The following is a 12,169-nucleotide window of genomic DNA, read 5'->3' as shown; positions in this document are numbered from 1 at the left end:
ACCAAGCTGCAACGATCAACGCAGAACCAAAAAACCACGCAACGTGGTGAATAGGTTCTGAAGTGAGGACCAACGTCGACCTCTGCCAGCCTGAAATTCCGACTTTTTCAACAGAATCGGCCAGAAGCAGCCCCGGATCCCCAACTTAAGATCGCGGCCTGTGTGCTGCCGGGGCCTCACAATCCGGAGGCCGAACAACGCGCTAGTAGTGCTGTCCCAAGCTGCTCTACCAAGTCTGCGAACTCAAGCGCGGCACTTTCTTTGATCAGTAGTCGTTGTCGAACCTCGTAGGTTGTGTCGCCACTGCGCGTCACATAGTCGTTGTCGACGATACCCTGTTGGTGCGCGAGAAGATGGCGTTGCTGATAGTAGACACGCAGTTGTGTCAGAGAGTCGGCCTCCAGCAGCTGAACATAAGAAATTCCTAGCTCTGCCTCCCACAGAGCAGAGCCTGCATCAATATTCTGGAATGCATTCCGCCGCGGCTCTTTGCCGGTTCGAGCTTCGTATAGCTGTTCGGCAAGCCGCTGGAAAGAAGTCACCGTATCTAAAATGGCCTTTTCCAGAAGAGTCCGTGTCATTACCTCGGCTTCGTCTGGCCCTAGTACGCCGCGCAATGTTCCGCCGAGTGCTGCGGACGATCGGATAGTCGCTAACGTTTGGAAAAATGTGTGACTCGCCGAGTTTTTTCCGCAACTCGGACAAAAGTAGGCAGCTCCAACGTAGGAATATCTGCACGCGCAATCGTCGCATCTGGTACGAAGCCGCAAAGGTTCCGCCGCGGCTATCGGCAACAGAACAGCGTCCCTCCCGCCTTTGACGTCTAATGTAATGCTGAGGAACGAACCCGGTTTTTGCCGTCGTTTAGAGGCTTGGGCGTCTGCTCGCATGGCGCCGTTTAGGCCGTTGATCACTGAGCCCAAAGCGTACTCCTTCGCCGCTTCGATTTGTGCAGTTGGGAACCATGATTTGGCTGGAGCAGTGTGTCTGCAAGATGGGCAGAAGACCTCTTCGTCCCTAACGACACTTTTCCAATCATCACCGTAGATCTTGAATTGGAAGAGGCACGCCTCAGCAGGACATTCCTTATCGATATAGCCCTCCGCGTCACTTTCGATGGGCACAGTCACCTGACTCGCAGCTAGCCGACGAAGCTCTTTCTGAAGATTGTCAAACATGAGGTACCGTCCTGTTAATTTCGGCGATACCGTGTAGATACCATGCGCGACGGTTTACATCTAGATCACCGAACCTGAGTGGCTGAACCCGGCTAGAAACGGCCTTGAACAATTCCTTCTACTGCCACAGTCCCCGCAAGGGATCTTTTGAGGGCATACAATCGAGTCTTACCAGCAAAGGATGGTCTTCATGCGCGAAAAACCGTACGTCCTTATAGAATTACCTGCGGACTTCATGACTCGGATGCATTTGCTCGGTTCCATGGACACAACCGTCCAGTCCCGCCACGAAAAGGGTCCCGTCAATCGAAAGGATCAAGCTGAAATCCATACCATTGTTAATGCACTCAAGCTCGGCCTAAATTTACCCATCCCTTTGCCAGCATGTGTCATCCATTCGGATAGACCGGATGTGGTCATTAAAAGCGCTAAGGCCAGTATAGGGATCGAGATCGTTGAAGCGGTATCAGAGACTACTGCTGCCATGGATCATGAGAGAGCCAAACTCTCCAATGCTGCAGAGTTTCACTGGGCCAGGAAGCAGGTACCAGGAGAGATACAGAAAACTGCCCGAGAGGTACGTGAACTCGTGTTCAATAATGACCCTGGCGACGGATTTATCGGCGATGGTGCTGTCGAGTGGGCGGAGGCCATTGCCCATTTTGTTCAACGTAAGATGGAAATAGTTTCCAAGCCAGGGTTCCAACGGTTCGAGCAAAACTGGCTTTTGGTATATGACAACTGGAGAGAGCCGACTAGAAACCCCAAAGAAGCGAGCATTGTTCTCCAGCGCATGCTGAATGACATGACGGCATTCTGTACTTTTGATCTGGTAATGGTTCTAGACGATGAATGTCTATGCGTTTTTGAGGCCGAACAAACTTGAGTGTTAGCTTGGGCCTAAAGCAGCCGATATCGAGTGCGTGATTCTTGCCGAGTATCCAGATCCAGTGCACCGCGCCGCGACTTCAGTGCAGCTGTCTGCGCAGTGACGACTTCCAGGTAACTCATTGTCCCCCTCCCCTGCCCATAGCGCTCCGTGGCCATACGTACAGGTGCTCTGAAACGTCCACAGCACGTTTCTCTGCAGTCCCGGTGCAAGCCAGACGGTTGGTCAAAGTCAATCCTGCGCACTAGTCGAAGCATTCGCTCGCAAGTCCGCCAGGCACGCGCCTGGCGTCTACTCTTGCGTCTACTCCTCCCAACCGCCACCCAATGCCCGGTAAAGGTTGATCTGCGAGCTCAACTGCGCCAGACGATCACTGATCAGCACTTGCTGGTTGCTAAACAACGATCTTTGAGCATCAAGGAACACCAGATTGCTATCAATACCAATCCGATAGCGTCTCTCGGCCAGACGATAATAGTCTTGGCTAGCGATGCATATTTCCCATGCGATCTCTACGTTGCAGCACGCTAGTCCTGCATGGATCAAGCAATTTTCCCTTGGATATTTTCGACGTAATTGGTCGCCCGCTGCGTCAGCGCTCATCCCTGACAGAAATCGTGTGAGTATTTGAATACAGCTGTTAGCTCTGTCTGGAATGGCTGCAGTTTTTGCTTTAAAGGCAACTCATTCCCTTGATGTTGAATGAGTCAGCTAGCACAACGCATGCTAGTGGAGTTCAATTTGCCAACGCAGCAAACCGGAAAGCATTGATCAACCGTGCATTACCCCTCCAACCTCCTCGAGCGCTGCAGACAGAAGGCGCTCGGGGGCATAGGCCAATAAAGCTTTGGGAGGGTTGCCACCTAGAAAGTTGTTAGGAGAGGCGAACCAATAGGCCATGCCCCAAGCATCATTCTGGGTTTTCAGCACCGCCACCACGGCTTCAAGGCCAGCCAATGGATGATGGGTTTTACTGTCGAAGCCATAAACAGGGACGAAGATGTTCCCCTCATGCGACAAAGCAAAAACGCGATCGGTCCGCAGCCATTCCTGCAAGGTCCTTTCATCAAGACCTATGACTACGCGTTGAGAAGCCTGCGGGAGGGGTATCCAGTCACCACTGCGCAAAATCTGAATTTTCGCGTTCTTCTCAATTGCCACCAGCCTGCTTGAGACCGATGAAACGGGCGCGGCGGGGGCTCTGTCATCGATAATCTTAGGCACCATATGCCCTCTTACCCTAGGTGCCTGCAAACATGAGTCACCTATATTTGGAGTTGCATCGACAGATGTAGCCGATGAATTCTGGTGTTCTGGTTTCTCGGGTTAATCCCGGCCTACATCCAGCGAGATCGTGACCGAACAGCTTAAGGCTCTGCAACGGGCAACAGTCCCAATGGGGTTTAGCATTGGCAAATGCGGTCAGGATGTATTACCCAAAAAGACTGACAAGTGAGGCGAGCTGTTGGGGTTTAACAGATCCGAAGCAACTGGGTACGATAGTGTTGCGAAAAACTAAGTTCGTAGCTCGGGCCCATTTTATAAGCATTGATCTGCCCCGAGGAACTCTGTCCTCCAGCATCCGAATGCCTCAAACCAATAGGTACCACCAAGCCTAGACTCTGCTCGTCACCTTGGGCCTCGGTAAAGCTTTTGGTGATAGGACTTGCCCCCCCCTGCACCACGCTGATGACTGCATGGTCGCCAGGCAGGTCATCAGCGACCCGTTCAGAAAATTGCTGGAGCGAAGGTTCAGCCAGGACGTACAGCCACGCTTCAGTATCGTGATTGACGGAACGACGAAGGATTCGCCCTAGAACCTGCCTGTAATACAGTTCAGTTCTTATTCTGCTCAAATGACAACACACCTGTAGCCTCGGTATGTCTGTACCTTCACTGATCATCCCTACGGCAACAATCCAAGCGGTACTACTGAACCTAAAATCGTCGATCACCTGCTGAGCGTTGGGCGTCTTGTTGGTCACAACTTCGCATGTCTCACCCTCGCCTAGCAGCATGGCAGCGATTTGATGAGCGTGTTCGATATTTGTCGCGACCACCAGTCCGCCTGCATCAGCTTTGACCTCGCGGATTTCCTTTAGCTTGCGGCAGCCCAAAACCAACAGCTGCCTCAGAACATCCTCATGGACTAACAAGCTCTCGTACGACACGGCTGAGTCAGTGAGAAGGCTGGCGATATTTGGAAACATTGTGACGGTGCTCTGGCTCGCTAGTGCCTCTGTCATGCTCACCATTTGGTTGTCCAAAATCACTATCCGCGGGGACCGGCAAACCTGATCCGAGATTGCCTCCGCTAGTCCATACTGATAGTCGCAGATAAGGTTACCTTCAGGCGTTGAGTAGCGTGCGAGAACGATTGCCTTATGATCAGAACGCCAAGGAGTTCCAGAAAGTGCGAGGGTGAACTCAGCTCTATCCTGTACTCGCTGAATTATCCGTTGCCCCCAAGCATTGCTAAGCAGCGCGTCGTGACCTGCACAGTGGTGTATCTCATCAAAGACAGCGAAGACGCGATAGTCATCGAAGAGTTTCCAAAACGCCTCATCTCTATATTCCATACCTTGATAGGTACACGCGGCACCCACCGCGCCTATCAGCCCGTCCATGCGACGGTTCAACACACCACTAAAGGTCCGCCGGAAGCCCTCGACGACCTGTCGAGACGGAGCGAAACACAAAACGAGATCGATTCTGTCCTTCTCGAGCAAATCTTTGGCGAGTTCCGCTGCCATCCTCGTTTTTCCGGAGCCCGGAGTCGCTTGGCAGAAAAAGTGAGGGGTCTTGCCGTAATGGGTCAACGCAATCTCTTTGCACTGGTGCTGCCATTCGCGAAGGGAGCGAGTCATAAGACAGAGATTGCTTTGAGTGTTGTTTCCAGGGCCCGAAGATGGCCCAACAACCGGGAGCTCCGATCTCGCACCTCAAGGTACGCACTTTCTAATCGAGATTTTAAATGGGGAATTTCCTCAAATAGCTGCTTGTACCGCTCTGTCTCACCCATTGAAGATAGGAGGTCGAGGCGAGCCTCCTTTAGCATTTCCTCGATGCGATCGTGGTCACCCGCATTACCAAGAGCTGATTGCCCCGCTACTACATTTTCGCTGCTGTGGGATCTTTCGGCCAACTCTGCAGTGGGGTTAGCGGTACGTGTGAATCGAGAAGCCACGAGCACCAGTGTAATATGTGCTGGCATCTCCAAGAGCCGGAAAAACTGCCCCCGCTTGCGCAGCTTAGGGGACTTCGCAACCCAACCTGCGCGGATGAGCCGGCGAATCTGTTCGTAAACATAGATCCTGACGGCACCGAGTTCATAGCCCGGCTCAAGGGTCGCCGCGAAAGAATCCCGCAGCTGGCGAGTCGTGAATTCCCGATTTTGCTCCTCGCATAGCAGGTCATACAGCTGCCTGTCGAACTCGAATGAATCATGTCTCATGCAGGCACCTAGTTTTCCGCGAACAAAAATACGGATTATAGTCCGTGGCCGATCCTTCCGCAAACGTCTGATAGTGCTGCCTCAATAGGGTTGAGGCAGCTATGAGTGAATTGGCGAAGGCCCTGGGGAAAAATATCAAGGAGGCGAGAAGAGCGAAGCGGGTGTCGCAAGACGTGTTCGCTCTGATGTGCAAGCTAGACCGGAGCTATATGGGTCGTATCGAACGTGGTGAGGTAAACATAACGGTAGAAAAGCTTTATCAGATTGCACGGTGTCTAGAATGCGAACCATCCAGCCTGCTACCTCAAATGCAGGTGCTCACCCCCGTCCCTCTAATGGATAGTGGTTTTTGCAAGCCATCCTAATTGTAAAAATTTAATGCAGGGCTCACGATCGAGCTTTGCGGCCGATCAACCGTTCTCTCAGAATTGAGTTTCTCCTAGCTGGGCCGGAGAGGTAAGTACTAGGCGGGTGCATTCAGTAACAGCTTGCTTTAATAAGTACCGTCGAGTGAGGGGAACTCGTACTACTGCATCACAATGTGAGAGTTCACAGAAAGGTTGGTCGTGAGTACGTGACCGCACGCCACTTGAGCGGACACTTGCATTCGACCTGCCCAATAATTTGCACATCTTTGTCCATCGATTGCATTGGGTTGGCTTGCATGTGACCAGCAGGGAACGGGCGATATTATCGAAAACTGTCATCTAATCGCCGTGTTCAGCGCAGGAATTCTTAGCCTACCTTGACTCATTTACGGGCTTCCGGACGTGGATGCCCTAGGTGCACGCTGAGATCAGAGACATTGGACGGCGGTAGCTGAGCTTTCAGCTTTTCGTTCTCTTTTGCCAGGGCTAGGATGGACTCGTGTGCCTGCACCAATAAGCTTTGTGCGAGGTCCCTATCAGCTTCCAGTAATGCGACGCGCTCCTTGAGGTCTTTTTGAAGTTGCCTCGCGATCTTCAGCCGTCGGCCTGGAGACTCAGGCTTGAGCAATGTTGCATCGGCTACGTACTCCTTGATCTCTGTGATCAGATGCGGATACCTATCCTTCTTCAATGCTGAAGGATCTCGACCAGCCTCTTTGGCCACGTTGTTCTGGGACACTGCCGTGCCCCGCGGCAGAACCACAGGCTCGTCACCCTTCAAACGCTCGAACGCTGCTCTGAAAAGCATTTCCGCACGACCTAACTCATGATTATCCAATGTTGATTACCTCAATGGCATTTGCAGCTACTTTACATTGAGCTTGGAGACTTTCGAAACGCGGGGACTCGGCACGTTCGTGTTCAAGCTCAAACTCAACAATTTTAATAAATCTTTCCAGTTTTGAAAGGTTCCTTTTATCAACCAACCCCTCAGTACAAGTCGCACAGTTCACAATATTATCAAATCCGCCATACTGACAAGGCGACGTTGAAAAGCATAGCCCTAAAAAATTTTTACGGAAACTAAATTTTCCTTCTTTGACAAGCCTCAGCAGCTTCGTCACATCTTTATCCTGTAAAAACTCTAAAACAGATTGTTTATGCTTCTCTGAAAGCAGTGAGACATAGTTTTCTTCATTTAAATTTATCGCCGCACTAGCCAACTGCCTGTGCAACGCAACAAAAAATTCATCACCAACCCCACGATTCAGCTCTAAACTTGAGTAATTTCTTCCATAATGCCTCGTCATGCTAAGATAGTAATGTTTAAGCTGTAACTGCCCAGAATACTCGGAAACAAAACCAGACTCACTCGCATTGACATATAAGGTTCGCCGCAACTGATGATATGCAAATGGCCATGGTTGACCGATGCCGAATTTTTCTAAAGCCAAACTTGGTGTTACTAAAAGCGCTTCATTAAGGTCGGCAGAAGTTATTGAAATTGATTCTTCGTCAAAAAGACCAGGACATCGCTGCCTCCACTGACTATAATTCAGCCAAGAGCGAATACTCATTCCCCTCTCAGAACTAATCTTCTTTGATGGAAGCCACGGTTCGTACCCATATATAAACAAGTAAGGATTGGAAATTTCATCTAATGATTTAGGAATACGAGAATCTAAGGATGCAACCTTCATTCTAAGCTTTGAAATTGAAGTCATCACGATAATCGCCTTCCGAGCAAACTCTGAAGTAATCCACAACGCATTATCATCACGCAGCGTTTTCTTCGTAGCCCCTTTTAAAAAATAAACTTCTTCTCCGTTGATTACATCCCCGTAAAAAGCATCACTACGTAAACCTGCGGCTTCAGAAACGCGCATACCGCTCAGATTTATTAGCAATATCTGACCTATGAAAGATAACGCATTTAAATATCTTCCGAATGGTTTAGCTCCGGCGTAATGCGTTATGTCGCCCGCTAGTGGTGGGTAAATCAACTCAGAAATAATGTCTAGAACATTCATTGTCCTCGCGTAGTCTGAGAAAGACCCTAAATAAACTTTAGACTTAGAGTTCTTTTTACAGAACGGCGATCGACGCCCAACCGTTCCAGACCTTGTTGCCGACTCTACATCCCCACAGTTTTGTACATAAGCTTCAAGAATTTCGTCAAACATTTGCTCAAATATATCTTGATGATCTATATATCTTTGCAAAAAATGACTCAATCGGCTTAGCTGATAATTCCAGATCCTAAAGGGAATGTAAGCTGTTTGAATCGACTCGTGCTCAATATTTTTATATTCGAGCAGCTTAGCAAGGCTCTCGCCGTCCAGAATATTAAACCCTAGCGTTAGGTGCCCAACATTGATCTTTTGCAGCGTATTAAACAGCGTATATATACTGGATGGAGACTTAAGCTTATACCACCGGACCAGATCTTCCTGAACGAGCGGATATCGATATAGCTCTAAAAAATGAATATTTTTAGTTTCACAAAAATGGATAATAGCTTTTAAACAAGAAATATGAACATTCATTGCCGTTGGGGACAGGCTACCAACGTCACCAAACTGCAAGTACGCTGTAAACAATCTAAGAAAGTTGAAGCTTTCATGCGCTATCGGAAACACTGTCTTTTTCGAATTTGTAAAATTTATCCTAAATGACTGACCACAAATTATAGAATAATCATAATATGCATCCCCGTACCGGCTAATCACTGCACCGTCAAAATCTGTCACCATTGGAAAATCATCAGACGGTGGAAAACTAGTCAACTTGTAGCTGTGGCTTGCATCTGTGATGCTATCGTGAATAATATTATTAAAATACTCCGATTTCATATCAAGTCCATAAGTTCTAAATAACCCGCCCATGCAGGATGATGGTCGTCACTGACGCACCGAGATAAAGCATCCTGATAAAATTGTTCCGTAGTGTCGTTTTGACTCCGAAACTCTTCAATTATTTGGTCAACTCTGTATAGCACTGATTGAACGGAGGATAATGCACCAAGCGTTCCGCCGTGTCCCTCTACAAATCCTTCACTATCTTTTATTTTCCGATAACTCAATAACGACCATATATAGTCGAAGCTTACGGAGCCTCGATACTGCTCACAAAATAAGCACCCTGCCGAATTAGAACAGTTTGGCTCCGCACCTAGGTGCGCCAGCTCAGGTATTTTTATTGGTTTTAATGAGTTGCAGCGACCCGGCGCCACGGAACGTAGAGACTCGTCTACTTTAGCAAAAAACTTCGTCCACTGACTCGCAGCGACCTCCAAATTGGGCTGCATATAAGATCTAACGAAGGTTTTAACATCGTGCTGTCCGGCACCCGCTGCCAGCACCAAGCTTCCTGTAAATTCAAAAACGTCATTGAGTAAGTAGTTGCGAATTTTTCCAGGAGAAATATAAGGGCGACCTAAGTTTCGCAGAAGGAAACGTAATGGACTCGCTTGAAACTCATCGGACTGATGCTCATTGTCGTCCTTGATAAACGGAAACAACAGCAATGATGGCCGTCTACCTACGACCACCGCCCTAAACTTTACATATAATTCATAGTGCTCTACAAACTTCTCGTAAATTTTGTAACAGACCTCTCCCCCCTTTCTATTTTTATAGGTACGGAAACGCCTACCATTTTGTTCGATCCAACCCTGGACGCTAGCAAATTCCAATTTCATAACATCACTGAGATTTGCCCCCGTATAGAAAATAAAGTAGTGCAGCTCACAGAACAATCGAAGATTCATGAAGGTTCGGTCACTTTGCAGGTTCCCCGCCATGGTTGCCTGCACTAATCCAACTTCATCAATTTTATCTATGACATCAGTACGCCCGTTGCCTCCACGATAAAACTCTACCCTATCACTTAGTTCTGTTGTCAATCGGAGCGGGAGCGGGACCGGGAATTCTTCCCATGACATAATATTAATCAGGTCTAGCAAGTCAGAAACAAAAGCCCGTGTTTCTTCAAAAGTCTTATACTTTGCAGAAACAGAAAAACCAGGGTGGCTACCTTTCGTTTTTCCCAACCGTGTTTTCTCTAGAAGCATGCGAGACGTAATATTCAGAATACCTTCTAAAGATTTTGCCACCTTAGCAGTCCAATAGGACGCTGTATGCTTAGTAATGACTTTTCGCTGCAGCTGTTGCGAAATATCATTAGCCCAAGCGATAAATAGACCCTCTACACTTTGAATACTTAGCGGCCTCTCCACAGCATCAACATATGAAATAAATACTTTCAAGCTTTTATAATGAGCGCTGAATGTTCTAACTGAGAGACCACCTACAGTCATAGCCAATAAAAAATCATGCAAACCCTCCACCAGCTCCAGCCGGCCAACTTCCGGCGTACCCAGCGCTCCCGCGGTTAGACACCGATGCAACTCCCTCTCTTTTAGCTTGGAGGCCCCAGGATATAAAAAAACCTGTAAATCATGAGGTACATGATGAGCGCTGTAGTGCTTCAATGGGAATGTCAAGTCAGGGAGCTCAAAGCACACGGTCGCTAGCCCCCGTCATGACATGCTTAGAAAAAAACAAATCAGCCCACTCGCTCATCAAGTTCTCTTCCAAAACAAAGCTTATATATGCCAGAGACGTTTCTTCTTTCGTATGCATCAGAAGATTACGTACCAACCCTATTACCATAGGAATTTTATCTATACCGTAGGCTGACAGACCTGTTGCAGCTACTTCACTAGCAAAGGTCGCTCTAGCCCGATGAAACTTGAAACCACGGAAATCATAACCTTTAAGTTTTGCACATTTTTTAAGGCGAAATATTTCCACATTTATTACGCTGCTTTTGTCGTTTCCCCCTCTAACATATGGCCGTCCAAAGCGATTCAGGAAAATAATATTCTTATTTTGAGGGCTTGCTTTAGCTTGGCGCTCAATCCGCCTTATCGAAATCATGTAATCTTTGATCTTACGCAAGACGATCAAAGGCATAATTATTCGCCCTTCTTTATCAAATTTAGTTTTTACTGGCGCCCCCTCAACATTAGGACCAACTTGCAAATATGCGAACAGATCATTTTCACCCACGCCCCTCAGTGCATTTGTAATCGTTTTTTCTTTTAGATCGCAGACTGATCCCAAACGCAAACCTGAAGAGAATGCCACTAACAACATCAGATACAATTCTTCACTTGAACTATTTCTGGCGACCTCTAAAATTCTTTCCTTTTGCAATTTGCTGACTGGCCTCAAGCCATCCTCAAACCCATTACGGTTGCGAGCGTCGGGAATTGACAAACTTTTTACTTTAATCGTTAGTGCTTTTTTGAATCCTGCGTATGCGTCAACGTACCTAACCACTGTTTTATCTTCAAACAGTGCGCGCGACGGACTCAACAGCCTTTCATTCATGACCCAGGTATAGAAGAGGAGGATATCGCTCATACGGCGTTTAGTAGTTGACGAAGCTAACTTGCCGTCTTGACGTAATCCTATAAGGTAACCACGATAACGCAGAAGAACATTACCGCTCCATTTTTCAGGAAAACACAACCAGTCAACGCTTTCCTTTTCTAAAAACACCATATATAGCTTTAGAGAGGTCGCATAAGCATGCAAAGTAGCGATGGCGTTCATCTTCAGCTGGACCGCTCGACCTAGATGAAGGAACCACAGATTTGCCTCATGCCATGGTGATCCGTCTAACCAATAGGCCTGGGGCACGTTTTCTATTACTTCATAATTCTCAAGGTTGGCTAGGTTTTCACCTTCGTCGCGTTTGAGACTGAGCTTAATGTATTCGATTCGAGCCATGCGATACTCCTACGAGAAGTCCATAGGCTGGCATGAATTTGGGCAGTGTCAATAGTGCGCATGAAACCGGTATTCCAGGAAGGCTATTGCATCATCACGCCGGACGGCATGGACCCGATCCATTTGCGGGCCGGTGACATCTTTGTGGTTGAGCCGGGAATGAAAGGCATCTGGGAAGTCGTCGAGACGGTACGCAAGTATTTTGTCTTCGCCTGAGTGAGCATCGTCTGAGCAAGCCCTTCGACGCAGGTGCAGAGAGCAGTTTTTTCTGTGCCCGCAGCGAATCCGCAAATTTACATGTATCACTGAAGTTACACTATCGATCCATTCTTAATGGTGACAGCACTCACTACCGGACACTCACTTCTCACCTTATGCAGTTGATATTCAAGATAATTATCTTCTGCACCGCCAAACTCTCAACAAATACCTGTTAACTTACTGATAAAAACCTGAAAGCAGTTCATTAGCGAGCTAGACAG

At 48.0% G+C, this 12,169-nt stretch carries 10 protein-coding genes and 2 pseudogenes; 3 read left to right on the top strand and 9 right to left on the bottom strand.

Annotated features, from left to right (window positions below):
- Nucleotides 1-176 precede the first annotated feature (176 nt).
- Complete coding sequence (locus tag ACP7E4_RS28740; protein WP_426119391.1) at nucleotides 177-1,178, bottom strand: hypothetical protein; 1,002 nt, start codon at nucleotides 1,176-1,178, stop codon at nucleotides 177-179.
- Nucleotides 1,179-1,368: 190 nt separating this feature from the next.
- On the opposite strand from ACP7E4_RS28740, the gene ACP7E4_RS28735 reads away from it, so the two are divergent.
- Nucleotides 1,369-2,064 carry a hypothetical protein gene (locus ACP7E4_RS28735; RefSeq protein ID WP_426119392.1) on the top strand — a complete coding sequence of 232 codons (696 nt, stop codon included), beginning with the start codon at nucleotides 1,369-1,371 and terminating at the stop codon, nucleotides 2,062-2,064.
- Between the two features lie 306 nt (nucleotides 2,065-2,370).
- Here the strand turns inward: ACP7E4_RS28735 and ACP7E4_RS28730 are convergent.
- From ACP7E4_RS28730 to ACP7E4_RS28715, 4 genes and pseudogenes are all read right to left on the bottom strand, one after another.
- Nucleotides 2,371-2,556, bottom strand: a pseudogene (locus ACP7E4_RS28730) (TolC family protein); the annotation flags it as partial.
- Nucleotides 2,557-2,838: 282 nt separating this feature from the next.
- Nucleotides 2,839-3,294, bottom strand: coding sequence for a hypothetical protein (locus ACP7E4_RS28725; protein ID WP_426119394.1), 456 nt, complete (start codon nucleotides 3,292-3,294; stop codon nucleotides 2,839-2,841).
- 245 nt (nucleotides 3,295-3,539) lie between these two features.
- On the bottom strand, nucleotides 3,540-4,934 hold the full coding sequence (locus ACP7E4_RS28720) for a DEAD/DEAH box helicase (RefSeq protein ID WP_426119395.1): 1,395 nt from the start codon (nucleotides 4,932-4,934) through the stop codon (nucleotides 3,540-3,542).
- Nucleotides 4,931-5,521, bottom strand: a complete 591-nt coding sequence (locus tag ACP7E4_RS28715) for a hypothetical protein (RefSeq protein ID WP_426119396.1) — start codon at nucleotides 5,519-5,521, stop codon at nucleotides 4,931-4,933. Before ACP7E4_RS28715 ends, ACP7E4_RS28720 begins: the two co-directional genes overlap by 4 nt.
- 101 nt (nucleotides 5,522-5,622) lie before the next feature.
- Between ACP7E4_RS28715 and ACP7E4_RS28710 the strand changes: the two genes are divergently transcribed.
- Nucleotides 5,623-5,886, top strand: a complete 264-nt coding sequence (locus tag ACP7E4_RS28710; RefSeq protein ID WP_426119398.1) for a helix-turn-helix domain-containing protein — start codon at nucleotides 5,623-5,625, stop codon at nucleotides 5,884-5,886.
- 385 nt (nucleotides 5,887-6,271) lie between these two features.
- Here the strand turns inward: ACP7E4_RS28710 and ACP7E4_RS28705 are convergent, their stop codons facing one another.
- The 4 genes from ACP7E4_RS28705 to ACP7E4_RS28690 are packed head-to-tail and all read right to left on the bottom strand — an operon-like array spanning nucleotide 6,272 to nucleotide 11,687.
- Nucleotides 6,272-6,727, bottom strand: coding sequence for a hypothetical protein (locus ACP7E4_RS28705; protein ID WP_426119399.1), 456 nt, complete (start codon nucleotides 6,725-6,727; stop codon nucleotides 6,272-6,274).
- Nucleotides 6,720-8,741, bottom strand: coding sequence for a hypothetical protein (locus tag ACP7E4_RS28700; RefSeq protein WP_426119401.1), 2,022 nt, complete (start codon nucleotides 8,739-8,741; stop codon nucleotides 6,720-6,722). The genes ACP7E4_RS28705 and ACP7E4_RS28700 overlap by 8 nt, the downstream gene beginning before the upstream one ends.
- Nucleotides 8,738-10,381, bottom strand: coding sequence for a hypothetical protein (locus tag ACP7E4_RS28695; RefSeq protein ID WP_426119402.1), 1,644 nt, complete (start codon nucleotides 10,379-10,381; stop codon nucleotides 8,738-8,740). The genes ACP7E4_RS28700 and ACP7E4_RS28695 overlap by 4 nt, the downstream gene beginning before the upstream one ends.
- A gap of 22 nt (nucleotides 10,382-10,403) precedes the next feature.
- A complete protein-coding gene (locus tag ACP7E4_RS28690; RefSeq protein ID WP_426119403.1) occupies nucleotides 10,404-11,687 on the bottom strand; it encodes a tyrosine-type recombinase/integrase in 1,284 nt (427 codons plus the stop codon).
- A 72-nt stretch (nucleotides 11,688-11,759) separates the two neighbouring features.
- On the opposite strand from ACP7E4_RS28690, the pseudogene ACP7E4_RS28685 reads away from it, so the two are divergent.
- A pseudogene (locus ACP7E4_RS28685) lies at nucleotides 11,760-11,903 on the top strand (cupin domain-containing protein); the annotation flags it as partial.
- Between the last annotated feature and the right edge of the window lie 266 nt (nucleotides 11,904-12,169).

This window comes from Pseudomonas sp. DSP3-2-3 (genome assembly GCF_049898225.1).
In the GTDB taxonomy this organism is placed as follows: domain Bacteria; phylum Pseudomonadota; class Gammaproteobacteria; order Pseudomonadales; family Pseudomonadaceae; genus Aquipseudomonas.
The sequence above is the reverse complement of the archived record's forward strand: the minus strand, read 5'-3'. Positions and strand labels throughout refer to the sequence as shown.